Below are 26,440 nucleotides of genomic sequence, written 5' to 3' on the forward strand. Positions count from 1 at the left end.
GACGGGGGTCTCCTGCGGTCGCGCGACCCGCAGAGCGCGGTCCCGAATTCATTCGACGTTCGGTACGGATCGTGTGCAGCCTGGCAGTGCTGGTCAGTGTGCTCCTGCTGGATGCACCGGCGGTCCAAGCTGCTGCACCAATCCTGTCAACCGATGATCGGGCGCTGTTTCGAAAGGCCCTTGTGGCCATGGATCGAGCCAAGTGGAAGCGTGCTCTCGACCTGACCCGAAGGGCGGACGACCCGTTGCTGCACACCATCGCGAAGTGGCGCTGGCTGTCGGCCGAGGACGGCCTGGCATCGTGGCGGCAGGCGCGTGATTTCCACGTGGGACATTCCGGCTGGCCACTTGCTGAGCAACGGCAGGCGCTCGCTGAGCGCCGGATGCCGGCCAATCTCCCGAATTCGGAAGTCATCAATTGGTTTGAACGTTTTCCGCCGCGAACCGGACCAGGGCAGGTTCGCTATGCGGAATCGCTTGCTGCGGCGGGCGCCGATGCGGATGTAGCAGTCGAAGCCCGGGATGCGTGGCGGACGAGCGACTTTCAGTCCGCGGAGGTCCGACCGTTCCTGCAGCGCTACGGGAAGTACCTGAGCGACGAGGACCATGCCGCCCGACTCGACCATCTCATCTGGGAGCGGCAGTGGGGGGCTGCACTTCGACAGCTCGAGCGTGTTTCGGCCGATGTCCGGCGTCTCGGTACCGCACGGATCCGGCTCGGCAGGCGGTCGCCCGGCGTCGACGCCGCCGTCGCCCGGGTTCCACCGGCACTGACTTCGAATCCGGGGCTCGTGTTTGAGCGGGCGCGCTGGCGACGAAGGTCCGGCCTGCACGAACGCGCCCTTGAATTGCTGACCGAGCCCCCGCGCGAACTTGGACCAAGGCCGGACCGCTGGTGGTTCGAGGTACGCGTGCATGCCCGACGATTGGTCAATGCCGAGCGGCATGCCGACGCCTATCGACTGGTGTCCGCCTATACAACGTTGGAAGGGGTTCCGGGAGTTGAGGCGGATTGGCTGGCGGGCTGGCTCGCGCTCCGGTTTCTCGGCAACAACTCTTCGGCCAACCGTCATTTCAGGAAAATGCGTAGCGCCGTCACCATGCCGGTATCGATCGGCCGCGCGGCCTACTGGACCGCCTTGTCTTCTGAGGGAGACGAGGAATCGGTGCGCTGGCTCGACGAGGCGGCCGAGTACCCGGCGACGTTCTACGGCCAACTCGCGACCCGTTGTCGCGAACGCCCCGTTGCGTTGCCTCCGGTCCCGGCAGCTGCCGTCGACATGGCACGCTGGGAGTCTCAGCCTGAAGTGCGAGCGATGCTCCTGCTGGCGGAGCACGGACGACACCGCCTTGCGCGCTCGTTTGCCCGGCAGCTAGCCGGCACGGCGGAATCGCTTGGGGAGGTGACCAGTCTCTACCAGCTGCTTCATGTGACGGGACACACGCATCTCGGGCTGGCCATGCTCCGGAAGGCCACACGCCTTGGGTTGTACGTGCCCGGGGTCGCCTTCCCGGACGATGCGTATCCCAGCGCGTTCAATGCGGTCGAAGCGGACGTTGAGAAGGCGCTTCTGTTGGCAGTCGCGCGGCAGGAGAGCGCGTTTCAGGTTGGCGCCCGAAGCGTTGCCAATGCCCGCGGGTTGATGCAGGTGCTACCGAGTACTGCGAAGTTTGTCGCTCGTCGGGAACGCATGCAGTACGACCAGCAAAAGCTCTCGACCGACGCTGCCTACAATGTCTCGATCGGTTCTCGCTATCTCGCGGGCCTTCTTGAGGACTATGATCAATCGTATCCGCTTGCCTTGGCTGCGTACAACGCGGGTCCCGGTCGGGTAAGACGTTGGCTCCGGCGGTACGGAGATCCCCGCCAAGGCGAAATCGCCATGCTCGACTGGCTCGAACTGATCCCGATAAACGAGACTCGGAACTACGTCCAGCGAGTCCTGGAAGGGGTTGCGATCTATCGTTCAGCCGTTGGCGACGGAATTACCGGGCAATGGGAAATGCCGCTCACGTGTCCGCGCTAGAAGCGGGCGCCACAGGAATCTCGCGGGACGAGATCGTCGCCGCGAGCAAGGTCATCGAGGGCCGAGCCCGGCTTACACCCCTGCTGGAATCTGGGGTGCTCAATGCGCGAACCGGAGGGCGCGTGCTGATCAAGCCCGAGTGCCTGCAGCGCACTGGATCGTTCAAGTTTCGGGGTGCATACAACCGGATTGCCGCGATTCCAAGCGAGCGGCGAACTGCAGGAATCGTCGCCTGGTCGTCCGGAAACCATGCTCAAGGTGTGGCGTGCGCAGCCCGTCTCTTCGGAAGTCCCGCGACCATCGTGATGCCAAACGACGCGGCCCGCATCAAGGTGGCCGGTGTGAAGAACTTTGGGGCGGAGATCGTGTTCTACGACCGTCGTGCCGAGGGGCGCGAGGAACTGGGCAACAGAGTTCTCCGGGAGAGGGGAGGTACGTTCGTCCACCCGTACGACGACCCGCTCGTCGTGGCTGGGCAAGGTACGGCCGGTCTCGAGGCAGCGCAGCAGATGCGCGCGCGGGACATCGTTCCCGACGTTGCGCTGGTCCCGTGCGGCGGTGGCGGCCTCCTATCCGGCGTGACGGTTGGCCTGCGGTCGGAGTTTCCGCAAATTGACGTCCGTAGTGTGGAGCCCGAGGTGCACGACGACATGGCGCGCTCGCTTGCTGAGGGCCGGCACATCGCAGCCGATGAAGGTGTCACCACGATCTGCGACTCGCTGCTGCCGCCACGGGTCGGAAAGATCGCCTACACGATCGGAACCAAGAACCTGGGGCCCGGTCTTGTCGTGTCGGATGCCGAGGTGTTGGAAGGGGTCGCGTTCGCGCTGTTGCGATTGAAGCTGGTAGTGGAACCGGGCGGGGCGGCGGCCTTGGCGGCGGCCCTATCCGGCCGCGTCGATCTGCGCGACAAGACTACGCTCCTGGTGGTCTCGGGCGGCAACGCCGACGCGGCTATATTGGCCCGGGCGCTCGCCGAGGCTCGCGAAGCTCGGATCGGCAGTAGCTGAGGATGACGCCAAGCGCTCTGCCTTCAACGTCTCGTAGAAGGTGCTTGGCAGGGAACCGTTCGGGCGGTGGCGGATGGGGCGGGATTCGAACCCGCGATACGGCTCATCACCGTATACTCCCTTAGCAGGGGAGCGCCTTCAGCCGCTCGGCCACCCATCCAGCGCCACAGTATGGCATGAACTCAGTCCGAATATGGCGGACCGCTGCTCGATTTTCCACGCTGCTGAAACTATTAGCGGGAAACATCGGAGGCTGCCCGCGCCAAAGCATCCGCCCGTTCGTTACCCGGATCGTTCGTGTGGCCGCGTACCCACTGCCACGTCACGTCATGTCTTGCTGCCGCCTGCTCAAGTCGCTGCCACAGGTCCTGATTCTTCACTGGTTTGCCGTTAGCGGTCCGCCAATTCCTTCGACGCCAGTTGTCCATCCAAGACGTGATGCCGTCCATCACGTACCGGCTGTCCGTGACGACTTGAACAGGCGAACCGGGCTCGATTTCCTCGAGCGCGCGGATTGCCGCCATCAGCTCCATCCGATTGTTCGTGGTACTGGGGGCACCACCTGACAATTCCCGGGTACCTGCGGGAGATTCGATCACGACCCCCCAGCCCCCGGGCCCTGGATTGCCGACGCAGGACCCGTCCGTGTAGACGATCGTCGGTTTTTCGATCACGTGCGGCCAAGCCCGTAGCTGTCTGGACCCCGGGCTGCGCGGTGAAATCGGAGGCGTCCCAAGTACTCGGCGGGATCCTTCGGCCGCACAACTGCGGTGGACGGGGTGGTCTCCCAATCGACCAGACGCGTGAACAGGAACCGCATCGCTGACCCCGCACACAGCACCGGAAGTGCCGCGATCTCTCCGGCCGATAGGCGGCGATTCTCCTCGTACCCCTTCAGGAGCGCGCCGGCTTTCGTGATGTTGAAGTCGGCGTCCCGCTCAAAGCACCAGGCGTTGATGCAGATGGCGAGGTCGTAGGCGAAGAAATCATTGCAGGCGAAGTAAAAGTCGATCAGCCCACTTACCTCTCCGTCCCTGAAGAACACGTTGTCCGGGAACAAATCGGCATGAATGACACCCCTGGGCAGGGATGTCGGCCAGGCAGCGGCGATACGCGTGAAGTCGTCGCTAACTTCCTCGTAGAGCCCCTTGTCGTAGTTCTCGAGTCTCGCTTCCGACTGCGTTAGCGTTTGTTCCCACGCACCGAGCGACAGCCCGTTCGGGCGCGATTTCCCGAAGCCGGAACTGGCGGTGTGAAGGCGCGCCAAGGCCCGTCCTACGGAGCGGCAATGCCCGGGCTCGATCCGGGAACGGGCAATGCCCTCCAGAAAGGTGACGAGTGCGGCCGGGCGGTCCGCCAAGCGGCCTAGCGCGTTGCCCTTGCGATCGTGGAGCGGTACCGGACAGGGGATTCCCTGACTGCTGAGATGGTCCATCAGGTCAAGGAAGTACGGCAGGTCGCCTTCCGCTACCCGTTTCTCGTAAAGCGTGAGGATGTATCGACCCGAGCTTGTAAACAGGAGATAGTTAGTGTTCTCCACGCCATCTGCGATTCCGACGTAGGTTTCCAGGGACCCGATGTCGTAAGCAGCTATGAAGGCCCTAACCTGGTCCGCGTTTACTTGTGTGTAGACCGCCATGTTTCTGCCGCGAAGTCCGGGGGAGCGCTCAGTCAGCGACACGGGACCGGAGTGTATGGCATTCGTCTGGGGAACGACGTCGGTCTCCATTGCCGGCAGAGCGACGGCGGGCGTGGTATGCGTTTACCCTTCGCGCTATGCGGGCCGGCCCGTTTCCGGGGCCCTCTCAGTGCTGATCCGTTGTGCAGCCAGTCGCTGCCGCAGGCAGCTAGGGTGGGCGGCGGTTGGCAGCGCGGAACTTGTCGCGAGCCGGTACGCTGCGGCGAGGTGCTGGTACAGGACTGGGGGCAGATTGGCGTGCCATTACAACAGTCGCAGCGCCTGGTCGCGGGTGGCGGGGGCGAGCCTCCCGTGTGTGCTCTTCCTCGAGATGGCTTGAGCCAGGGAGTTTGACAGTGGCCCGCGTCGCTTACGTGGACGGACACTATTCCGACCTGACTGGAGCTGTGGTCTCCGTCGAAGATCGCGGGCTGCAGTTCGCCGACAGCGTCTACGAGGTGATTGCGCTGGTCGCTGGGAGACTGGTTGACCTTGACCAGCATCTTGCGCGGTTGGCGCGATCCGGGAGCGGATTAGGGCTGCCGGCGGCGATGACCGACGCGGGCCTGCGCGTCGTGCTGAGTGAGGTGGTACGGCGCAACCGGCTGCGGGACGGGCTCCTCTACTTGCAGGTCACCCGCGGGCAGGCACCGCGGAACCACGCGTTCCCGGCTGAACCACGGGCCTCGCTGATGGTGACGCTGCGCTCCTGGACACCGTTCCCCAGGACGCTGGCCTCGGGCGTGGCAGTGGTTTCCGCCGACGATCTTCGCTGGCAGCGGTGCGATCTCAAGACGACCGGCCTGCTCCCGAACGTTCTGGCCAAACAGCGTGCCCAGGAAGCCGGCGCATTTGAGTGCTGGATGGTCAAAGACGGAGTGGTGACGGAAGGCGCGTCGTCCAATGCCTGGATTGTGCTGGATGGGTCAGTCCACACGCATCCACTGAGTCATGATGTGCTGGGCGGTATCACCCGTGAGGTGCTTCTGGAGCTTGCCGCCGCGAACGACATAGAGATCCTGGAGGAGCCCTTCCGCCTGACCGATGTCAGAAGTGCCGAGGAGGCGTTTCTGACCAGTACGTCGTCGTTCGTCGTGCCGGTTATTTCAATTGACGGCAACGAGATTGGAGACGGCGTTCCGGGTCCGGTCACTCGTCGCCTGCGGGAACTCTACCGGGACCACGTGTATGGCCCGGCCGGCTGATCCGCCAGCCGGGCCCGATGCGGTTTGTCGTCAGGCGGTCGCGACCGCCGGAATCGGGTCGAAGTCGCCCCCAAGTACCACCGCCGGGTCTGCCCCCATCCAGTTCCCGACCGCGCTGGAGTACACCCTGCGGAAGTCGGTCGTGTGAAGCAGGTTTCCGTCGTCTAGCTCGGTCAGGCTAGGCGGTGTCCCGTATTGGCCGCCGGCCACTGGCGCGCCGGCGAGGAACACCGGAGTGGCAGTCCCATGGTCGGTGCCCAGGGAGATGTTCTCGGGCACACGGCGTCCGAATTCCGTAAACACCAGCATGAGCACATCGTCGCTGCGGCCGATTCGTTCGACGTCATCCACGAAGCCGCGAATCGCGTCTGTTGCATAGGCCAGAAGCCGCGCATGGACGTCCACTTGGTGGACATGGGTGTCAAAGGAGTTGCCGCGGTACCCGCAGTAGTAGAAACGAGCGGGCATCCTGGCATCGATTAGCGACACGATTTTCCGCAGGTCTTGCGCGAGCCCGATGTTGATGCCGTAGTCGACATCACTCTGATAGGCATTCCATGCCTCGCGAACGAGCATTGCCGACTGGCGTGCGTCCCGTGCGCTCCGGCTCAGGAACGCCAGATTGGATTCGGAAGCCCCGGGGTCTCCGATCAGCTCGTCGAACATCGGTTGCTGCTCGTAAACGCCGTCTCTCCGGAAGGTTTCCGGCTGGTCGAACACGAGCGCCGGGTGCACCGGATTCCGCACCGCCTGCGACGGACGCTCGTCCACATTGATGATGTAGTCGCGCTGCGGGGTCGGACTGAGGTTTGCTGCGGCACGCCCCACCCATCCGGAAGACTCGCCGCTGTTGGGTGCTGCCGAGTGCCAGTAGCTCATGGAGATGAAATGCGAAAAGCTTGGCTGGTCGTAGCCGCATCCGTGAACGATCGCGAGTTCTCCCCGGTCGTACAGCTCGGCCAGACCCTTGCACGAAGGATGGAAGCCGAAATGGTCGTCGATGGTGCGAAGGTTGCCGGCCGGGATCCCGATTCTGGGTCTCGCGTTGTAGTAGGCGTCATCGCCGTACGGTACGACGGTGTTCAGCCCGTCATTCCCGCCGGTGAGTTCGACCACGACCAGAATTCGCCCTTCGCGGTCCAGCGCAGCTTGGTCGCCGACGTCGGTGGTCACGTCGGAGGCGGCGAGGGCCTGCTGGAACACCGGCGGCACGCCGAACGCGCCGAGCCCCGCAGCGCCGGCTGCGGACATGAAGTGACGACGAGACAGGCGCCGAATTGGGGAGAAGTTCATGATAGCTGGTATTCCGGGGTGCTGAGTACGAGGTGCACGAGAAGACGGAGAGGTTCACGGATCCATGACGTTGCTTCCGCAAGTGATGCACCTGCGAGCTCGTCGTCCAGGAACTGAACCAATGCCAGTCGGTCCGCCTCGGCGAGTGGACGGCGCAGCAGCCGCTGGCAGAGCGAATCCACGACTTCTTCCGAGGTCTCCAGCCCATCCAGCAGGGTCAGGACGTCCAGTTGAGCGGCATCGTCCGTGGCGGGTTTGACGACGCGCATGGCTTCAGAGTGGCCATGCCAGGAGGCGTAGCGCGTATTGTACGCTTCGTCGGACGCCGCCATCTCCATCGCCATGGACTCGCCTTGCACCGTAGCCTGGGTGATCTCCGCGCCCGCGGCGATCTTCGCCCCGACCTTGACCAGCGTGTCGGAATAGAGCGGATCCGGCGATCGGAACGCGAACATGTCGGGGAACAGGAGCTGGCGGCCGAAATTCCCGCGGTCGAGCAGGGTGGCAGAGGTAATCCAGGCGCGGCCGCCGGCCCATCCGGCGACATTGGGAGGCTCAAACAGCCGCTGTCCCAGCCGCTCCGTGGTCACGTGAAAGTCGGGCACGCCGGGCAATCCGGCGAGACCGAGTTTGCGGTACGTGCCCACCACCATTTGCACAGGGCTCTTGATCAGGCTCCCGACGGAAGCCGGGGCGTAAAAGTCCCGGCTCAGGAAGATCGTCCGCAGTAAGCCTGCCGTGTCGTAGTCACTTTCTCGGTACGCATTCGCCAAGGCGTCGATGACTGCTTCGCTCCCGCGGTCACGCACGAAGTAGCGATACATCTTCCCGGCGAGGAATCGCGCGGTTGCTGGCTGCTGGAGGATCAGGTCGATGATGTCGTAGCCGTCGAAATTGCCGGTGTGACCAAGGAACGTCTTCGGGTCGGTGTCGTGCTGGTCGGCATTGACGACGAAGGAAAGCGTGCGAGGGTCGTGCGTCCAGCCCGTGAACGCGCGGGCCGCTTCCCGAATGTCCGCTTCCGTGTAGTTGCCCGGGCCCAGCGTGAAGAGCTCAAGGATTTCGCGGGCGAAGTTCTCGTTTGGATTGCCCCGCACGTTCTGTCCGGCGTCCAGGTAGACCAGCATCGCCGGGTCGGTGGCAACGCCGCGAAGCAGGTCGCGCAGGGATCCCTTGCCCTTGGCGTGGAACAGCTCGAGCTGCTGCAGCATCTTCCGGTAGTCGCGGACCTTGACATTCCCGGTGGCGAAATGCCCGTGCCAAAACAGTGCGAGTTTTTCCTGCAGCGGCCGCTCGGTGAGCACCATCCGCTCGCCCCACCACCGTGACAGCCGCCTGATTTCCAGGCGATCGGCATTCAGGATGTAGAAAAACGCATTCACGACCGGCTGCAGCGGCCGCGATCCTCCGGGCTTGATCTTCACGCCCAAGGTCTCGCCGTCACGGCGGGCGTCGCGCACCGCCTGCGCACGGCTTCGTGGCACTTCGATCATGCCCGCCCGAAAGATGTCGGAATGGTCGAAGTCCTGCAGGCGGTCGTTTGGCACGCGGTCCCAATCGATCAGGAATGAGACTGCGTCTTCCGGGCTCAACGCCGCGAGGCGTGCCACGTCTTCGGGAGTGCCACCGAAACCCGCTCGCTCCAAGAGGTGAGCGGCGTGCTCGTAGTTCCACTCCGATGCTGTAATCGGAGCGAGATCCCCCTCCCACTGGGTCATGGCTGCACGGTCGCCGGCACTTCCTGTCGCAGCGATCGCCACCCCCCCGAAGATTGCCGCAAAGGCCAAGAATATTCGCGTCATGATGCCCATTTCCCTGGAAGAGCTTCCGTGCAGACTATAGCAGCAGCACTCAAGCCAAGACGGTGCCGCAATTCGGGTGACCGACGCACAAAGTGGCGGAACGAGCTTGAAGTTGAATACGCTGATGGTGCCAGCCGGGCCGCCGTTGGGCGCAAGGTTCGGTGCGTTCTATCCGGGTTCGTCTTGGTCATCGATCGTCTTGCCCGCCACACTCACGTGCCGCTTGGACCGAGTACAGGAGACATCAATTGGACATCAGACGCGTCGTTCCGAACATCACGTCCGATCGGCTTGAAGAGAGCCGAGCGTTCTACACGGAATTCCTCGGCTTCGAGGTGGCAATGGACCTGGATTGGATCGTGACGCTGGCGTCGCCGAGCCATCCGGCGGCGCAGGTCAGCCTGCTGCAAGGTACCCGGTCGGACGCCGGGCACGACGGGATGAGCGTGTCCGTCGAGGTCGCGGACGTTGACGAAGTCTACGCTGACGCGGAGTCACGAGGCATTAGGGTTGAATATCCGTTGACGGACGAACCATGGGGAGTCCGCCGCTTCCAGGTCATCGATCCGAACGGCGTACTCATCAACATCCTGAGCCATACCGAGTGACGTGCTCCGGAAGGAGCCACCGCCGCCCGGAATGACCTGCAACCGGAATCCCGTTGTTCGCGGTAGTCGGAGATTTTTTGGCAGCTTGCTCAGTGCTCGTTGGTCTGGAACGGCGCGACTGCCTGCTTCCCGGAACCAACAGCTTGATTGCGCGGGACTCGTGTAGTCTTGTAACGAATCGCCATAATTTCGGTGCAACTGATCACTCGTTGGACTAAGGAATCACATGGCAACGCAGTCGTCTCTGTTCCCGGCCCCGCGGCATGATCACAGTGCGTGCATAGCGACTGGCCTCGCCCGGGCCGAGGAAATATGCCAGGACCGACAAGAACGGTTCACCGAAAACCGCCGGCAAGTGCTGGAGCTCTTGCTCGCGGAACACCGCTCAGCCGGGGCCTACGACATCCTCGAGCGGTTCGACTGGAAGGGCCGCAAGCCGGCGCCGGTGCAAATCTACCGTGCGTTGTCCTTCCTCGAGACCATGGGCCTCGTCCATCGGGTCGCAAGTCAGAACGCCTATGTCGCTTGCAGCAGTAGGGGAGAGGGGCACGGCACATTCCTGCTGGTGTGTGAGCAGTGTCGGATAGTCGCCGAGCCGAGCGCTGCCGGATTGAGCCGTGCCGTGAAGGAACTGGCCGGCAATTCCGGTTTTGAGCCCCGCGCTCACATCCTAGAAGTCATTGGCCGGTGCCCGGATTGCGTTGCGACTGGGGATACCTGAGACGGTTCAGCTGGGCCTGATGCCCTTGCTGATCGGCTGCACGGGCGTGCTACGAAAACGCAGGCCGAATTCGGGCTGAGCCTCCGAACAGCCCCGCCGATCTTCCGGCCTGGCAGTCCAGGCGCCGGTCCGGGCGCGAACCGCAATCGGGCTCAGACGACTCCAGCCCATCGCCTGCCCGAGCGGCAGGCTGCTTGCTGCGTTGCATCAGTAGAGTTCGATGCTCATCGCCTCCATGGTATACCCGGCGTCGCCGACTTCGTTGAGGTGTGCCTGCGTGGTGATCACACCGGTGACCCATACCGGTTTGAATACGTTTGTCATCGGGTAAGAGTCCTCGGTCGTCACATAGACGATTTGGTTCGCGGGCGGTGGGGGCACATGAATGCATGCGCCGAAGTACGGGACGAGCAGAAACTCCCAGATCGCCATGTGCTCGAATTCCAGAGGCACCATGTATCCGGGAATCCGGATCCGCTGGCCATCGAGCTCCGCGACAACCGGCGCCGAGCGGGCAGCTTCGCGATAGGCTTCAAGCAGTTCTAAGGCTCGATCGCTCCCGTCGGAAAGGTCTTGCAAGTCCTCGCCCCCTAGGGATTCGAGGTCGGCACGCGGATCCCAGCCACTTGGAATGAGATCCTCCCATCCGAGTTCCCGCGCCGAATCCGGCGTTGCCGCGACAGGGCTGCTCGACGCCAGCGCAGCGCAGAGTGCGGCCGCGGTCAAGGCCGCCGGCAGGGCCCCGGCTTTGCGGGCCTGTCTTGTCAACATGGTCAAATCCTCATCGAAAGGCCGTCGGCGAGCGACAGCCGGTAGGCGCGGATCGCTGGCACGGCGCCGGCTGCGGTGCCCGCCGCGACGACGGCGGCGATGATCCACCAGTCTCCGGGTCCAGGTAGCGCAATCGGCAAGTGCAGGCCGAACTCGCGCGCGACGATCGGTTGGCCGATCAGCAGCGCGACGTAGAGCAGTACCACTCCGGCGGCCGCCCCTACCAGAGCAAACACCAACGCCTCGCTCATGAACAGAGCGAACACATGCAAGGGCCTGGCTCCGACGGATCGAAGCACCGCCATTTCCCGCCGTCGCGCTTCAAGGCTCGAGAGAATGACGGTTAGCATTCCGAGCAGCCCGGTCGCTACCACCATGGCGGAAACAAAGCGAAGCAGGTTCTCGGCGACACTCATCAGATCCCACAACTCCTGCAGGGCAACGCCGGGAATGATCGCCAGGACTGGCTCCTCGCTGTACTCGTTGATTCTACGCTGAACGTCAAAGATGGCGATCTTGCGGTCGAGCCCAACCAGGAAGGCGGTGATCGTCTTCGGCGTGAGGTCCATGCCGCGCGCCTCATCGGCCGTGATCGTGAGCCCGGGCATCGGCGCTCCAGCCCTCCAGTCGACATGCATCGCAGTGAAGCCTTGCACGCTGACATGCACGGTGCGATCGACCGGCGTGCCCGTCGGCCGGAGAATCCCGGCCACGCGAAACGGTTTGTCATCGTGTTCCACGAAGCTCACGGCGCCCGCACCGTGGGAGACAACGATCCTGTCATCGAGCGCATAACCCAGCCGGTTCGCGACTTCCGCTCCGAGCACTGCGTCGAAGACGTCGACGAACGACCCGCCGCTGCTGAATTGGAGGGTTTCGGTGCGGGCGTACCGATAATGCTCGAAATAAGCGCTCGACGTTCCCATCACCCGGAAACCGCGGTGCGAGTCCCCCAGCGAAATCGGCACCGTCCAAAGGACCCGGGGGAAACTCCCGATGTCCTGGTAGGTCTCCCAGGAGATGTTGTTCGTGGCGTTGCCGATGCGAAAGACCGAGTAGAGAAGCAGCTGGATCGCGCCGCTGCGGGCCCCGACGACAAGGTCGGTGCCGGAAATGGTATTGGCGAAGGCGCCACGAGCGTCGCGCCGCACTTTTTCCACGCCCAGCAGCATGGCCACACTGATCGCGATTGCGAGCAGGGTCAGCCCAGCTGTAACGCGACGGCTGAATACGCTCCGCAGTGCGAGTCGAACCATCGCCATCGGTCGTCCTAGGCCGGGGAACCCATCACTTTGTCAAAACTCGCGCGGGTGCCGGCCGACCAGCGGGGCAGGCCCGGTCCCGAGGTCGGCCGCGCATTCCCCGCTTGTGTGCCGAAGACCGATGCATGACAGCAGTTCAAGGCGCTTGTCCGGGCATGCCGGTGCCGTTTCGATTCAGCTCGTCGAGTGAAATCCGGCGGTCGAACAGCGCGCCCAGGCGCGTATCGTGGCTCGCGAACAAAAGCGACACCCCGGCCTCGTCGCACTGCTCCGACAAGACCTGGAGAAAGCGTTTGCGGGTGCCCTCGTCGAGCGCGGAGGTGGGCTCGTCAGCCATGATCAACTCTGGCGCTCCGATCAGTGCCCGCGCGATGGCAACGCGCTGTTGCTGGCCGATGCTGAGTTCGGTAACCGGGCGCGCCAGCAGCTCGGCTGGTTCCAGTCCGAGGCGGACCAGGAGGCGTCGCGCCTCTGCTTCGGGCGATCCGGATCGTGTCTGGGCCCGCTCGAAGCGCCGGTGAGAGAATCGGCAAGGCAGCACGACATTGTCCATCATCGATAGGTAGGGCACCAGATTGAACATCTGGAACACGAAACCTATGTGGTCGGCCCGGAATCTGTCCCGCCGGGCCGCCGGCATCCGGGAAATGTCTGCTTGAAGAACCCGTACCGTTCCTTCTCGCGGGCTTACGACCCCGCCCAGCAGGCTGAACAACGTGCTCTTGCCGCTGCCGCTCGGGCCTTCGATGAATACGCGCTCCCCTGCGGTGATTTCCAGCCGCGTAATGTCGAGGATGTCTCGCTGGCCGGTCTTCCAAGCAAACCGTACGCGATCGATCTCGACGATCATCCTTGGCTCCGCTCCCGGGCTCTCACCGACGATCTCAGGCCGGATTCACCAAATCGGCTCTGCCGCCGGTTTCCACCGCACCGGGGACGTGGTTCCATGATGATCATTTTGCCGCGCTTGGCGAACTTTTTGCGGTCGCGCGCAGGGCCGCGACAGCACACTGCCAACCGGTTGTATCGACCCGAGAACATGGGATTCGCCGCCAGCGTTGACGGCGACGGCTAAACGTGCCGAATGTTCCTGGGGCCGCGTTCAGGCGTCCCTGCCTCAGGGTGCCAGCGCGACGGCAGTCGAATCCGGATGCAGATCGGTTGCCGACTGCGCAGTTGGCGTTACCACGCGCGCGCTGATCTCTTCAACGTCATGCAGGTGCTCGAACACGCGAACGTCAACCTGGCTGAGCTGCTCGGGCGCATTACAACGGAAACGATAGGTTGCGCGAAGCTCTGAATGCTCCTCCTCGCCAGCAGCCGTCTCACTCCCTTCGTCCTCATGCGCTGCATGCTCGTCGTCGTGCGCTTCGTGCTCGTCGTCGTGCGCTTCGTGCTCGTCGTCGTGCGCTGCGTGCTCATCCGCTTCGTGGTCGCCTTCGTCATGATGGTGTTCGTCGGACAAACTGACGATATCGGCGGCAGCCTCTTCAATGGCGCAGTCTGCATCTGCAGATAGCGCGAACAGCGAGCCCCCGTTCCGGAGGGGTTCGAGCGCCCGCCGCACGGCTTCGTGCTCGGCATCGTCTCGCGGAGCGTGCTCAAATCCGACTACGTTCACGGCGGGAATACGAAGCTCGATCAACGCCTGATCGCCTTCGACGACGATATCGAGCGTTCCGTGTCCGTGCGCATGGGCATCGTGCTCGCGATGCTCATGTTCCGCTGCCAGAGCGACAGGCGCAAGGAAGATGGGAACGGATGCCGCGGCTAGCCGCCAGCCGCGGAAGGAATGTCGTTTCTGATTCGATATCACTTGATCTTCTCCACACTCAGGCTGATAAATCGACTCCAGCTTTCATGGAGGAACGATATAGTATTACACCGTGCGGACGGTGCCTACTCCGCGGCTCCCAGAGGGACATCTGGTACGCGCCGACCGGGTTGCAGGCGCGAAACCGGGACTTCCGTGCCACTCGATCGAGAAGGTTTGGCTGTCCGCCATCTTCCGGCGGCAGGTGGCGCGGCTGCCGCCCGGGGGCGGCAACGCCGTCGAAACGGCGCGCAGGCATGTCGGTCGCGTGCATTCCAGCTGGAGCCGACCTGGGATCTCTCGACTGCCGGCTGGTCGCCTCAAATTGGTATCGGATGGGATGGTGGTTCTGCCTTCAGCTGCCTGAGATTCAATGGTTTGCATATTGGCTGGGAGAGGCCGCAAGACTTAGCAGAGATGGCATAACCTCCTTATTGGCATAACAAAAGAGAGGCCTTCCGACTTTGACGGGATTCTGCGCCCCACCTACTATGGAAGCACGGCCATCGGCCCCCGATTCGCAGGAGGAATCATGAGACTGGCACTGGGCGCAGCCCTCGTTGCGATACTTGCGATTGGTACGGCAGCGGCGGACGAGATCGATTCCCGCGAGTTTGCGGTTGTCGGTACGTGGGGCAACCTCACCAATTGGAGCCTGCATGAAAGCAGGCTTTGGGGCGACGTGCTGCCGACGGCATCCGATGGGAAGATCACCGCGAACGCCAAGCCTTACACCGAGCTGGGCCTCTCAGGCTACGAGGTCGTCAAGCTGCTCAAGCTTGGTGCCTACGACGCTGTCCACGCGCTGACAACCTACACGAGCCAGGACAGCCCTGCCCTGGAAGGCATTGACCTTGCTGGCGTTTTCCAGGACATGGATACGTATCGCAGGGCGCTGCAAGCCTACCGGCCGATCATCGAGCGCGAGCTCAAGAACAAGTACGACGCCGAGCTCGTCATGCTCTACACGTTTCCGAGCCAGATGCTCTGGTGCAAGCTTGGCGACGCCGAGGACGGCTCGCTCGCGAGTCTGGCCGGGAAGAAGATCCGAACCTATTCCACTTCCCTTGGCGACTTTATCGAGGGGCTCGGGGCGTCAGCGGTGACACTGTCCTTCGCCGAGGTCGTACCGGCGCTGCAAAAGGGTGTTGCGGACTGCGGCATCACGGGCACCGGGCCCGCTTACAACGCCAAGTGGTGGCAGGTGGTGACACACAACATTCAGATCCGCCTCGGCTACGCGGCGACGTTCATGGCGGTGAACGGTGATACCTGGAGTTCACTCAGCGAGGCTACCCGGACGGTGATCCGCGAGAGCGCCGCCAGGGTTGAGAACGAGATTTGGGATTCGATCAAGCAGCTGGACAAGACAGCGCTGGCGTGCAATGCGTTTGGACCCTGCCCGTGGGGCGAGGTGGGCGGCATGACCCCGGTTGCCCCGTCTTCGGCTGACCAGGCCATGCTGAAGGACATTGTTGAGAATTTCGTCCTCAAGCGCTTCGCTGAGCGCTGCGGCCGGGCCTGCGCCGAAGAATGGAACGCCACCATGGGCGACATCGCCGGGTTGAAGGCACCACTTTGATCGCGAAGCAGTACACGGCACCGGGTACCATCTAAGCAATTCGCGGGCTCCACGGACGGTAGCGCCGATTGGAACTGCTCGCCTACATCCACCGGTTGCTTGAACGGCTTGCACTCTGGGCGGTCTGGGCCGGGGGGGCTGCGCTCCTGCTGTCGGCGGTGATGGTCACCATCGACGTGCTCTGCCGCAAGTACCTGAACGTGACCATGTCGGGCTCAGACGAGATCACCGGCTACGTATTTGCCGGCGCCACGACGTGGGCCTATGCGTACTGCCTGCTACATCGCTCGAACATTCGAATCGATGCGCTGTACAACCTCTTGCCGCTGTTCCTGCGCGCCGCTCTGGACATCGTCGGGTTGCTGGCGCTGCTGATCTTCATCGGCTTTCTGTCCTCCAAAGCCGTGACCGTGTTCACCGAGTCATGGGTGAACAATTCGGTCTCGGTCACGACGCTGACCACGCCCTTGTGGATTCCGCAGCTGGTGTGGCTGGCCGGATTGATCTTCTTCAACGTCACGCTCATTTTCGTGCTCCTCTACACGGCATGCTCCTTTGTGGTGCATGGCCCGGCCTCGGTCCAGCGGCTCGCCGGGACCCGGAGCGTCCAGGAAGAGATCACCGAAGAGACCCATAGCCTCACGGAACCGGAACGGTGATCCGGCGCGGCCTGGGAGTGCGAGGAGTGGCCCGGGCAGACTGGCCGACGGCGAGCGTCTCTGCCGGGGCGCGGGCAATGGGCTGCTGTTCCGCGGCAGCCTTCGGGCGTGGCAAGAGGGCCCTGTAGATGGCTGCTTGGGCGTTCGTCGCGACTTTGGGGCTGGTGCTGGTTGCCGTGCCGGTGGCCGCGGTCCTGGGCCTCCTTTCGATGGGGCTCGACGAGATCTACATGGGCGGGCGGCTGTCCCGTGCCATGGGTGAATTCGTCTGGGACAAACAGAAGGAGTTCATTCTCGTCGCCATCCCAATGTTCATCCTCCTCGGCGAGATCATGCTGCGCGCCGGCATCGCCCGGAGGATGTACAACGCGGTGGCGCAGTGGCTCAGCTGGCTTCCGGGCGGGCTGATGCATGCGAACATCGGCTCGTGCGCAATCTTCGCCGCCTCGTCCGGCTCTTCGGTGGCGACCGCCGCCACCATCGGTACGGTGGCTTATCCGGAAATCGAAAAACGGAAGTACCACGAAGGGTTGTTCCTCGGATCACTCGCCGCCGGCGGCACGCTCGGCATCCTGATCCCCCCGTCAATCAACCTGATCATCTACGGCCTGATCACCGACACGTCGGTTCCCGAACTCTACATGGCGGGCTTTGTGCCGGGCCTGATCCTTTCCAGCCTCTTTATCCTGATCATCGTTGCAGCCTGCGTTTCGCGGCCCGCCTGGGCGGGTGCCAAGCCAAGGACAAGCTGGTCAGAGAGAACTCGCGCGCTACAGGACCTGTTACCCCCGATTTTTCTGTTTGCCGCCGTGGTCGGCTCGATTTACGCCGGGATCGCCACGCCGACCGAAGCGGCGTCCATTGGTGTGGTCTTTGCGCTGCTGCTGGCCGCCTGGACCCGCTCCCTGAATCTCAGGATGCTGCGGGAGGCCTTCGAGGGAACCATGCGGACGACCGCGGTGATCATGCTGATCATTCTCGCGGCCGTGTTTCTGAATTTCGTGCTCGGCTTTATCGGCGTCACGCAGGCGCTGATCAACTTCATCGGCGAACTCGGCTGGACACCCCTGCAGACCATGATCGTGCTGGTGGTGTTCTACCTGATCCTCGGCATGTTCATGGAAACGCTGTCGATGCTGCTTACCACTGTCCCGGTGGTGTTCCCCCTGATCGTGCAGTTGGGGTACGACCCCGTGTGGTTCGGGATCCTGATCACGGTGCTGATGGAAACTGCGCTGATCACGCCGCCGATCGGGGTCAATCTCTATGTCGTACACGGGATCCGGTTGCGGGGTGGCAAGTTCAACGATGTCGCCTGGGGAGCGCTCCCCTTCGTGCTCATGATGATTGCCATGGTGGCGCTGCTGCTGGCCTTTCCGCAGCTCGCGCTCTGGCTACCGGAACAAATCTATTGACCTCGGCCCGGCCCCGTGGGTTCCGTTCAGACGTGCTGTCGTTCCAGGAAGCCCTTGGCGACGGCTGCACATTGGGTGCCGTGCGACAAGGGCAACCCGTGTTTCGAATGCGCAAACACCTGCAGCTCCGCGTTCGGGAGCTTGCGCCGCATCTCGGCCATCAGATCAAGCGCTATGAATGGGCTTGCTTCTGGTGCCAGCAGCAGGGTGGGAAGTTTGATTGACTCTAGGTCGTCCATGAAATCGGCGTGTAGCAACAGATCGGCAAGCGCCAGATTGACCTCCATCGAGCTGTCTTCATGGACCGCCCTGAACCATTCGCGGACATGGGGATCTAGGGAATCCGGATAGAAACGCCATTCCATCATCTGGCGAGCCCAGCCCGCCGCGCCGTCACCATCGGCGATCGCTTTCCAGCCGTCGACGTTGCGAATCAAGCCGCCGCGTGCCGCGGCATTTGACAGGATGAGGCTGTGCAGGCGCTCCTGGGCGCGGAGGGCCAACGCGATTCCCACCGTGCCGCCCATGGATTCGCCGACAAAATGAAACTTTTCCGCGCCTGCGGCATCAGCGACCGCCAGGACGTCGTCGGTGAGCGATTCGAACGTGAACGTGAAACCCTGGCCGGCTGCCGAGGAGCCGCCGTATCCCCGCGTATCGAAGCGGACGATGCGGTAGCGGTCGGAGAGCGCCGACAGCCAAGGCGACCAGAGGTGCAGGTTGGCGGCAACGCCGTGGTGGAACAGCACCGTTTCCGGCGGTCCCGCCCACGGCGGAACGGCTTCCAGAACCTGGTAGTGCAAGTCGCCGGTCGGCGTCGTGGCAATGGGCATGGGAGACCTCACTCATCGGAACCATCGTTCCGACACTATTTCTTCTGAACCGTCTCGAGAAACGTGAACACCTTCCAGAGATCCTCCTCGGGCATCACGTCACGCCAAGGGGGCATGCCCTTGTTGGGGCGTCCGTCGAGCGCGGTCGTCAAGAACACTTCGGCGACCTTCTTGCCATAGCGCAACGTCAGGCGCCGAAGGTCGCGCGGCCGCTCACCCTGAATCGCGTTGGGCCCGTGGCAATGCGAGCAATGCACGTTGAACTTTGTCCGCCCCTCGGCCTGAATGTCCTCCTGCCCGGAAAACGGATTGCTGAACATGAGCTTGCCAGGCGCCGCGTCCGAGCCATCCGATTCCTGGGCTGCTGCCGGACTACCGGACAACCCGACGAGGACGATGATCCCGGCGGCGATCACCGGGCGGCAACTGAGGGAAACCGGAGCGATGAGGGTCATGACACGTCTGCGCCGCTGAATCGGGTTAGTTCCCCTCCGGCGAGGCCGGGCCTGATCCCCTGCCCTCGCCGCAGAGGCAGCTGGCCAGACGCCGGAGGCGGTGCTGCTGCATCCCGCCTCCGATGTCCGAACGGCTCAGGAGCCGTGCAGCTTGAAGACGATCAGGGCGCCTCCCGGGGGTGTGGCGCTCGTGACCTCCTCACCCATGGTGCCGAGGAAGGACGGCGGTCCCACGAGTCGGCCACTGACCACGGCCAGGTACTGCTCGCCGTCGATCTCGTAGGTGATCGGTCCTTGGTTCACGCCCGAACCAGCCCGAAACCGCCAGAGAATGTCACCGGACGTCGCGTCGACCGCTTTCACGATCCCGCGCGCGTTTCCGTAGAAGACCAGGTTGCCGGCGGTGGTAAGCGTGCCGCCCATCATGACCAGATCTTCCTTGATTCCCCAGACCTTCTGCTGGTTTACCGGATCCCACGCTGCGAGTTCGGTCAGGTATCCACCCTCGCCGCGCACGTCCAGGTTGAACTCCTGCGCGAGATAGAAAGTCCCCTTCACGAACTCCTGCTCGCGATTGACCAGATCCATGCAGTAGTTGTTGGTCGGGATGTACACGAGACCGGTATTCGGGTTGTACGACATCGGCTGCCAGTTCTTGCCGCCGAAGATGTTCGGGCAGATGTTGCGAGCCCACTCATCGAGTTTCGGTCGATATGTCGGGTTCTCGACCGGCATGCCGGTCTCGAGGTTGACGTCGGTCGCCCAGTTGACCTCGACGAAAGTCTCGGCCGAGAGGAGGACCCCGTTCTCCCGGTTCAGCACGTAGAAGAAGCCGTTGCGGTCGGCCTTCAGCAAGGCGGGAACCTCAAGGCCGCCGATCGTGAGATCGACTAGTACCGCCTCATTGACGCCGTCGTAGTCCCAGACGTCGGAAGGCGTCATCTGGTAACCCCAGACGATCTCGCCGTTCTCGGGGTTGAACGCGAGTTGAGCCGCGGTCCAGAGATTCGTGTACAGCCCGATGTCGGACGAGTCGTTTCCACGCGTGTGCCCGCCCCATGGAGCTGCATTCGAGGTTCCGTAGAAAATTAGGTTGCGTTCCGGGTCGTACGAACCGAGGTACCACGGGGTGCCGCCACCGGTCTTCCACGAGTCGCCCTTCCAGGTCTCATTGCCGGGCTCGCCGGGACCAGGGATGATGTCGGTGCGCCAGGCAAGTTCACCGGTGTCCTGGTGGTACGCCTGGAGCGTTCCACGAACCCCGTACTCACCGCCTGACAGACCCGTGATGATCAGACCGCCGACGGGAAGCGGCGGCGAGGTGAGCGAGAAGCCGTCCGCGTAGGGACGCACTTCCGTTTTCCAGAGTTCCTCGCCGGTGTTGGCGTCCAGCGCGACAAGCATGGCGTCAAGCCGGCCGAAGAAGATTCGGCCGTTGGAATAGGCGATTCCCCGGTTAGCGTGGCCGCAGCACACGATCGAGTGGTAGTCTGGAGGCATTTCGGGCTGGTGGGTCCAGATCGTCTCCCCGGTCTTGGCGTTAAGGGCGAACACGTAGGCTGGACCCGCCGATGTCGCGAGATACATCACCCCGTCTATCACTAGCGGGGTTGCTTCCTGCGAGTGGGTGCTGCCCAACGACTGGATCCAGGCGACACTCAGCTGGTCGACGTTGGAAGTGTTGATCTGATCGAGCGAGCTATACCGCGTGTTCGCGAAGTCGCCGCCGGCGACCCTCCATTCCTTGCCGGACTCGGCGAGACTCGAACCCGCAAACAAGGAGAGCGCGGCGCCGATCGCACCGGCCACCATCCAGCGGCTTCTCAAACCTGAGACATGCATTGCATTTCCTCCCATGAACGGCGTACCGACTTCCGGCTGCGCTGCATGGCGTACCGGATGCGCACGCCCGTTCGGCCAGCTGACCAGCCCCTGTCTCCGCTGAAGCATCCAGCGAGACAAACACTTTACCTGGCCGCTCAGCGATACTAGGTGGGCCGGACCAAGAGCGTCAAAACAGGAACTAACTGCCGTGCAGTGTTGCCACTTCCGGGGCCGTGCGGGGCGGTTTTGGGCCGCAGTGGGGACACGTGTACGGCGTTCACGGGCTACCAGTGCGCGTGGCTGTTCGCTGTTAACCGTGCTGAGCACATGTACGAAATCGAACCCGCAGTGGCATAGGCGTGCGTGACCGATCGGTGCGATGCCGAGCGGCACAGGGGAGAGGCGAAAGAAAACGGGATCGGGTCGAGCAAGATCGGTGGGTCATCCTCGGCAAGCTCGGAGTTCCTTCCCCGATTGCCCGTATCGTGCTGAGGAACCCCGGTTCCTGGCTCCCAGGACGTGTTCTTGCGTCATGATCGGGACTCGGCCGCGGTCAATCCACCCATTCAGGCCGATTTGTTACTCAGACGTATGTTTCGCTTACGATTTGCGTACAAGTCGGAGTGACTCGTCGTCCGCTGCCGCGATAGACTGGATCAGTTTCCAGGCAGAATCTTCCAAGACGTCTTGATAAGCGTGCTCGGCATAGTCGCTGCTGCTTTCAGGTTTCGTGTCGAAGAAATCGTTCCAGCCTCTCCACTGGCCGCCCAACGCGCGGTACACGAATTCCGGGTGTAGCGGCATTGCCTCGTCAATGGTCTGGTGCTTATCCGTTCCTCGCGTTAGCCGTTCTCGACAAGTCTCATCAATAACTGGCACTACGCATTCGAGGATCCTTCGGTTGACGCTCGCTCGTTCCGCTGCACTGAGCTCCAGTTCATCAAGAGAGGTACCAAAAATCCCTGCGACTTTGTCGGCAAAGGTCTTGCCAGGTTTGCCGTTGTCTCGGCTCGACATCGACGGGGCTCCTCCTAGTGGGCGTTGCGCAGCCGTGCCGGTGCGGCAAACGACCCGGTGCAGTGAGTGCACCGGGGGAATTTGGTCAACCTTCCTGCCACTCATTCCAAGGCCGTACGATTACCCGCTTTGTGGGCTGATGTGGCGGAGGGCTAGCCGTTCCGGCTGGCTGAGCTGGTTGGGGTTTTACCAGCACTTCTCACAACATTTCACGCGCAAAAAACGGGCCAGGTTGCAGCCGTTTTCGCAGCGCATTTTCGTGGCCATCCGGCGGATCAAAAAACCAATGCCAAACCCTCGGAAATCCAGGGTCGTTCCCTGCATCCGCAGACGTGCTGACGACCAGCCGGACGCTTCGAGTCAACCGTTGCCGGAACCCGAGCTGCAGGAACTGCGGAGTGCCAGCGTGTACCCAACGCAAGAAGCCGGGCCCGAACCGGGACCCCCACGACAAGCTGACAAGCACCAACAACGGCCTGGTCCCGGGCATCGGTTCCCACGCCTGCTGCGAAAGCGCCCCGCTCCGGTCACGCGGGGGGAAAGCCGCCGAAATCGAACACCTGATCGACGAAGACCGCCTCTGCACACCCAAAGAACGCACCGTGTGCGCGAACCCCGACTGCGTCTATCACGCCCGTCCGGTCGGAAGGTACGCCGAGGCGTACTGCAAGGACGGCTTCACGGCCAACTGTGATTGTCGCTGCCACTGTATTTCGTGCGGTTCCTCGCCCTCTGTATCGGATCCCCCGCGGCTGCCCGCGACGAACCAGAAATAGGCGATCGATGTGTTCTCCAGGATCGTCAACAAGTCCCCGGTGCGCGGCATCGTCCGCGGCGCGCACCTGAAGTCCACGGCCGCGTACTACCGGATCCTCGACTTCATCCACCGGTGCTGCCAAGTCCATTCAGGCGCGGTCGACCGGGCCATGATCGACGGCCGGCAGCGCCTGCCCGGCGCTATGCACATCGAGTCGGGCACACAGGTCTACACGCTGAACTGGATCATCCGGATGAACCGGCGCAACGTCGACATCGACTCCAATTGCAGCGTTGATGCGCACTCCCGGTTCATCTTGGGCCAGCGCTGCAACTTCGATGCAGCAGCCGACGCGTTCACGGTCAACGCCTAGGCGGCGCGATTCGGCGACATGGTGCGCGCCGACTCCTTCCGGCGGGACGCGCGCTACTGGCTGGCCAGCGACAAGCTCCGAGCTGGCCGCAGCAACAACTCTTCACCGATCCGGCCACACGCCGGGGCCTAGAGACGGAGTGGATGCTCGTCCGGACGGACGTAACCCCGCCCGAAAATCCCACCTCGGCGGTGGTACCCCTGACGCCGGGAGGCGGCAGAGCGCAGCGGGGAAGAACGGATTACGGGCAAGCGAAGATCGAGCAATCCTAGGCAAGGCCCGATGCACCCGATTGCAGCGCCGAGGCGCGGCCCCGACGTCGGTTCCGGCCGCGGGATTTGTGCCGTGGGTGATATCCGTTTCTTCTGGGCTTGGGTGCATGGCTCGGCGTGTCGGGCACAGGACCGTCCCCAACTACCGTCAGAGGGGAACGGATCAGGCGCTCGATGGCGTTGAGATACTTCCGTTCCGTCGGGTCGCAGAACGAGAACGCAAACCCGTCGGCACCGGCCCGCGCCGTGCGGCCGATTCGGTGGACATAGTTTTCCGCCTCGTTGGGCAGTTCGTAATTGATGACGTGGCTTATGCCGTCTACATCAATGCCGCGCGCTGCGATATCAGTCGCGACCAAGACACGGGTTTCGCCAGCCCGAAACCGTTTTAGCACCCGCTGGCGAGCGCCTTGGGATTTGTTTCCGTGGATCACCTCGGCGTCGACGCCGGCCTGGTCGAGCTGCTGCACGATCCGGTTGGCACGATGCTTGGTCCTCGAAAACACCAGGACGCGCGACAGCGCCGGATCATCCAGAATACGGGTTAGCAAGGCCCGCTTTCCCTGTGCACCGACATGGTAGACGCGCTGTTCGACACGCGTCACCGGCGTGGCTCGGGGAGTGATCTCAACATGGACGGGATCGGTCAGGAAATCGCCGGACAGACGGGCAATCTCGGTCGGCATGGTGGCCGAGAACAGTAGCGACTGGCGGCTGACCGGTAGGTCCGAGATTATTTTTCGGACATCGCGCACAAAGCCCATGTCGAGCATGCGGTCTGCCTCATCTAGGACAAACACTTCGACCGCGTCGAGCGCCAGCAGACGCTGGTTCACGAGGTCGAGCAGGCGACCTGGCGTGGCTGTCACAATGTCAACCCCACGCCGCAGGGCATCGACTTGGGGCTTCTGCCCGACCCCACCGAAAATCACCGTTTGGCGTAGACGGAGGTATTTGGCGTAGGCGCTGAATTCTTCGCCGATCTGAATTGCGAGTTCGCGGGTGGGCGCAAGGACGAGCGCGCGTGGCCGACGCCGACCGGACTGGCCGCGATTGCGGTCAAGTTGGTGGAGAATGGGAAGTGCGAAGGCCGCTGTCTTGCCTGTACCGGTTTGGGCGATGCCCACCAGATCGCGGCCGGCGAGAAGATCGGGAATGGCGCGTGCCTGGATTGGTGTCGGCTCGACATGGTCTCTGGCGGCCAATGCACGCTGTATCGGACCGGCTAAACCGAGATCCGAGAACTTGGGTTTGGTCAACAAATTTCCTTCTTTGCGGCACGATCAGCGTGGGTGGCGCGGTTGGGCCGAGATGATCCGTCCCGGTCGCGGCCGGAGCGGAAACATGGGATTGGTTTTGCCCGGGGAATGGCGCCGCTGGTATCCGGCGCACCACGCTATCGTTAGGCAGTGCGCGAGTTCAAATGGTTATTCGAGCCCAAACAATCAAGTACACCAGTTTTTCTTATCGTACAGCGTGACCTGCCCCCGACGCCGAGCTATTTGACATACAACAAACGCGGCCGGCATGACGGTTAGGGGCAAGCCCAGCCAATCTGTCACGACGCCGCCAAGAGGACCGGTCAGCTGCGGCCCACGACCCCGAGAGGAAATGCCAGTCCTTGATCACCGGAGGGAAGCGGGTTACCCCGCTCCAGCCGCGCAGATCCGAACGTGCGCGCTAACACATCCGGCTCCTCCTTTGAGTGGTGACGGCAAACCGTTGTTCCATCTACGGGTGGCAGCTGCGCGGCTCGGGGAGGCACCGGCTCGCCAGTTGGTTGATTGACCTGCCTCCCCTTGAATTGGTCCACCGTTAAGGTGAGTGAACGAAGGCGACCGCAGGGCTAGCGCGAGAAAATGCTGGGGAATCCCGTGGCGACAATATGTCGCCGCGCGCGGGGCGCCGCGGTCAGGCCAGCTCGCGCATCAATTCGGCGCATTTCTCGCCGACCATGATGCTCGGTGCGTTCGTGTTCCCGGATGGCATGGTCGGGAAGATCGACGCATCGGCGATGCGCAGGCCCTCAAGGCCGTGAACCCGCAGGCGGTCGTCGACGACGGCGTCGGCTCCCGGCCCCATGCGGCAAGTGCCGATGGGGTGGTACGCGGTCTCGGAGTTCTCCCGGATCCAGTTCTCGATCGCCGCGGCGCCTTCCACCTCCGCGCCGGGCGAGATTTCCTCGCCGCGGAACGGGTCCATCGGCGCCGCCGCAGCGATTTGCCGTATCAGCCCGACGCCGGCGACGAGGGTTTCCCGGTCGATCGGGTCGCTCAGGAAGTTGAAACGAATTGCCGGCGGCTCGGCGGGGTCGGACGAGCGGATGTGGATCGAGCCCTGGCTTTCGGGCCGCAATTGGTAGCATGCCGCGGTCATGGCCGGGAACGCGTGCAGCTTGCGCCGCTTCGGATCCTTCACCGCGTAGGGAATGAGGTGCAACTGGATGTCCGGCGTCGCCAGCTCCGGTCGCGTCCGCAGAAAGGCGACGAGCGGCGCCGAAGGCAGGCTGAGGAAGCCGCCGCCGGTCGCCAGGTAGCGCGCTGCCTGCCCGACTAGGCGGAGGCCGCGCGTCCGCTCGTTGTACGATACGCCGGGCGCGCTGACTCGCCATTGCACGCGCGCGATGATGTGGTCACGGAAGTTCTCGCCGACGGCGGGCAGCGCGTGCCTTACCGGAATGCCGTGCGCCCGCAGCACTTCGGGCGCGCCGACGCCCGACAGTTCGAGAAGCTGCGGCGAGGCGACGGCGCCGGCGCACAGGACAACCTCGCGCGCAGCGCTCACCTCGCGTGTCCGACCGCGCCGTTCGTAAACGACGCCGGTGCAGCGCCGGCCGTCGAACGTGAGCCTTCGCGCCGCGGCTTCGGCGACGACCGTGAGATTCGGCCGCCGCATCGCCGGCTTCAGGTAGCAGTGCGCAGTGCTCATGCGGCGGCCGCGCGCGATCGTCGCCTGGGTCTTGGCGATCCCCTCCTGGTCGGCGCCGTTGTAGTCCGGGTTGCGGCGAATGCCGAGCGCCCCGGCAGCGGCGAACCAGGCATCGTAGAGCGGGTTGCGGTCGGG

General features: G+C 63.3%; 23 protein-coding genes and 1 tRNA gene. 9 read left to right on the plus strand and 15 right to left on the minus strand.

Annotation, left to right across the window (positions count from 1 at the left end; genetic code table 11):
- Nucleotides 1–71 precede the first annotated feature (71 nt).
- Nucleotides 72–2,027 (plus strand): lytic transglycosylase domain-containing protein, encoded by a 1,956-nt coding sequence (locus tag OXH60_07315; GenBank protein ID MDE0711929.1) that lies wholly within the window; start codon nucleotides 72–74, stop codon nucleotides 2,025–2,027.
- Entirely contained in the window at nucleotides 2,015–3,037 is a 1,023-nt protein-coding gene (locus OXH60_07320) for a threonine/serine dehydratase (GenBank protein ID MDE0711930.1), read from the plus strand. Before OXH60_07315 ends, OXH60_07320 begins: the two co-directional genes overlap by 13 nt.
- Nucleotides 3,038–3,104: 67 nt before the next feature.
- On the opposite strand, the gene OXH60_07325 is transcribed toward OXH60_07320, so the two are convergent.
- From OXH60_07325 to OXH60_07335, 3 genes are all read right to left on the minus strand, one after another.
- Nucleotides 3,105–3,197, minus strand: a tRNA-Ser gene (locus tag OXH60_07325).
- Nucleotides 3,198–3,270: 73 nt separating this feature from the next.
- Nucleotides 3,271–3,708 carry a ribonuclease HI gene (gene rnhA / locus OXH60_07330; GenBank protein MDE0711931.1) on the minus strand — a complete coding sequence of 146 codons (438 nt, stop codon included), beginning with the start codon at nucleotides 3,706–3,708 and terminating at the stop codon, nucleotides 3,271–3,273.
- On the minus strand, nucleotides 3,708–4,676 hold the full coding sequence (locus tag OXH60_07335) for a homoserine kinase (protein MDE0711932.1): 969 nt from the start codon (nucleotides 4,674–4,676) through the stop codon (nucleotides 3,708–3,710). Before OXH60_07335 ends, rnhA begins: the two co-directional genes overlap by 1 nt.
- 395 nt (nucleotides 4,677–5,071) lie before the next feature.
- On the opposite strand from OXH60_07335, the gene OXH60_07340 reads away from it, so the two are divergent.
- Nucleotides 5,072–5,920, plus strand: a complete 849-nt coding sequence (locus OXH60_07340) for a D-amino-acid transaminase (protein MDE0711933.1) — start codon at nucleotides 5,072–5,074, stop codon at nucleotides 5,918–5,920.
- Nucleotides 5,921–5,950: 30 nt separating this feature from the next.
- Here OXH60_07340 and OXH60_07345 read toward each other — a convergent pair whose 3' ends face one another.
- Both OXH60_07345 and OXH60_07350 read right to left on the minus strand, forming a co-directional pair.
- Nucleotides 5,951–7,213, minus strand: a complete 1,263-nt coding sequence (locus OXH60_07345) for a DUF1501 domain-containing protein (GenBank protein MDE0711934.1) — start codon at nucleotides 7,211–7,213, stop codon at nucleotides 5,951–5,953.
- A complete protein-coding gene (locus tag OXH60_07350; protein ID MDE0711935.1) occupies nucleotides 7,210–9,015 on the minus strand; it encodes a DUF1800 domain-containing protein in 1,806 nt (601 codons plus the stop codon). The genes OXH60_07345 and OXH60_07350 overlap by 4 nt, the downstream gene beginning before the upstream one ends.
- Before the next feature lie 248 nt (nucleotides 9,016–9,263).
- Between OXH60_07350 and OXH60_07355 the strand changes: the two genes are divergently transcribed.
- Both OXH60_07355 and OXH60_07360 read left to right on the plus strand, forming a co-directional pair.
- Complete coding sequence (locus tag OXH60_07355) at nucleotides 9,264–9,623, plus strand: VOC family protein (GenBank protein ID MDE0711936.1); 360 nt, start codon at nucleotides 9,264–9,266, stop codon at nucleotides 9,621–9,623.
- 226 nt (nucleotides 9,624–9,849) lie between these two features.
- Nucleotides 9,850–10,344: a Fur family transcriptional regulator gene (locus OXH60_07360; protein ID MDE0711937.1), complete on the plus strand. Its 495-nt coding sequence runs from the start codon at nucleotides 9,850–9,852 to the stop codon at nucleotides 10,342–10,344.
- 207 nt (nucleotides 10,345–10,551) lie between these two features.
- On the opposite strand, the gene OXH60_07365 is transcribed toward OXH60_07360, so the two are convergent.
- The 4 genes from OXH60_07365 to OXH60_07380 form a co-directional block, all read right to left on the minus strand.
- A complete protein-coding gene (locus OXH60_07365; protein MDE0711938.1) occupies nucleotides 10,552–11,115 on the minus strand; it encodes a DUF3299 domain-containing protein in 564 nt (187 codons plus the stop codon).
- A 2-nt stretch (nucleotides 11,116–11,117) separates the two neighbouring features.
- Nucleotides 11,118–12,371 (minus strand): ABC transporter permease, encoded by a 1,254-nt coding sequence (locus tag OXH60_07370; protein ID MDE0711939.1) that lies wholly within the window; start codon nucleotides 12,369–12,371, stop codon nucleotides 11,118–11,120.
- Nucleotides 12,372–12,513: 142 nt separating this feature from the next.
- Complete coding sequence (locus OXH60_07375) at nucleotides 12,514–13,227, minus strand: ABC transporter ATP-binding protein (protein MDE0711940.1); 714 nt, start codon at nucleotides 13,225–13,227, stop codon at nucleotides 12,514–12,516.
- Nucleotides 13,228–13,494: 267 nt separating this feature from the next.
- Nucleotides 13,495–14,193 (minus strand): DUF2796 domain-containing protein, encoded by a 699-nt coding sequence (locus OXH60_07380; GenBank protein ID MDE0711941.1) that lies wholly within the window; start codon nucleotides 14,191–14,193, stop codon nucleotides 13,495–13,497.
- A gap of 529 nt (nucleotides 14,194–14,722) precedes the next feature.
- Between OXH60_07380 and OXH60_07385 the strand changes: the two genes are divergently transcribed.
- The 3 genes from OXH60_07385 to OXH60_07395 all read left to right on the plus strand — a co-directional run bounded on the left by OXH60_07385 (nucleotide 14,723) and on the right by OXH60_07395 (nucleotide 17,846).
- Nucleotides 14,723–15,772, plus strand: coding sequence for a TRAP transporter substrate-binding protein (locus OXH60_07385; protein ID MDE0711942.1), 1,050 nt, complete (start codon nucleotides 14,723–14,725; stop codon nucleotides 15,770–15,772).
- A gap of 68 nt (nucleotides 15,773–15,840) precedes the next feature.
- Complete coding sequence (locus OXH60_07390; protein MDE0711943.1) at nucleotides 15,841–16,431, plus strand: TRAP transporter small permease; 591 nt, start codon at nucleotides 15,841–15,843, stop codon at nucleotides 16,429–16,431.
- Between the two features lie 128 nt (nucleotides 16,432–16,559).
- Complete coding sequence (locus tag OXH60_07395; GenBank protein MDE0711944.1) at nucleotides 16,560–17,846, plus strand: TRAP transporter large permease; 1,287 nt, start codon at nucleotides 16,560–16,562, stop codon at nucleotides 17,844–17,846.
- A 26-nt stretch (nucleotides 17,847–17,872) separates the two neighbouring features.
- Here OXH60_07395 and OXH60_07400 read toward each other — a convergent pair whose 3' ends face one another.
- The 4 genes from OXH60_07400 to OXH60_07415 form a co-directional block, all read right to left on the minus strand.
- Nucleotides 17,873–18,679 carry an alpha/beta fold hydrolase gene (locus tag OXH60_07400; GenBank protein ID MDE0711945.1) on the minus strand — a complete coding sequence of 269 codons (807 nt, stop codon included), beginning with the start codon at nucleotides 18,677–18,679 and terminating at the stop codon, nucleotides 17,873–17,875.
- A 35-nt stretch (nucleotides 18,680–18,714) separates the two neighbouring features.
- Entirely contained in the window at nucleotides 18,715–19,134 is a 420-nt protein-coding gene (locus tag OXH60_07405) for a c-type cytochrome (GenBank protein ID MDE0711946.1), read from the minus strand.
- A 135-nt stretch (nucleotides 19,135–19,269) separates the two neighbouring features.
- Nucleotides 19,270–20,976, minus strand: a complete 1,707-nt coding sequence (locus OXH60_07410) for a PQQ-dependent dehydrogenase, methanol/ethanol family (protein ID MDE0711947.1) — start codon at nucleotides 20,974–20,976, stop codon at nucleotides 19,270–19,272.
- Nucleotides 20,977–21,558: 582 nt separating this feature from the next.
- A complete protein-coding gene (locus tag OXH60_07415; protein MDE0711948.1) occupies nucleotides 21,559–21,975 on the minus strand; it encodes a hypothetical protein in 417 nt (138 codons plus the stop codon).
- A 785-nt stretch (nucleotides 21,976–22,760) separates the two neighbouring features.
- Here OXH60_07415 and OXH60_07420 point away from each other — a divergent pair.
- The gene (locus OXH60_07420) at nucleotides 22,761–23,105 is read left to right on the plus strand and encodes a hypothetical protein (GenBank protein MDE0711949.1); all 345 of its coding nucleotides are present in this window, start codon (nucleotides 22,761–22,763) and stop codon (nucleotides 23,103–23,105) included.
- Between the two features lie 268 nt (nucleotides 23,106–23,373).
- On the opposite strand, the gene OXH60_07425 is transcribed toward OXH60_07420, so the two are convergent.
- On the minus strand, nucleotides 23,374–24,636 hold the full coding sequence (locus tag OXH60_07425; protein MDE0711950.1) for a DEAD/DEAH box helicase: 1,263 nt from the start codon (nucleotides 24,634–24,636) through the stop codon (nucleotides 23,374–23,376).
- A gap of 652 nt (nucleotides 24,637–25,288) precedes the next feature.
- The coding region (locus OXH60_07430) for a GMC oxidoreductase (GenBank protein ID MDE0711951.1) at nucleotides 25,289–26,440 on the minus strand (1,152 nt) is incomplete at its 5' end.

The sequence above is a fragment of the Rhodospirillales bacterium genome (assembly GCA_028824295.1).
Lineage (GTDB): Bacteria > Pseudomonadota > Alphaproteobacteria > TMED109 > TMED109 > VXPW01.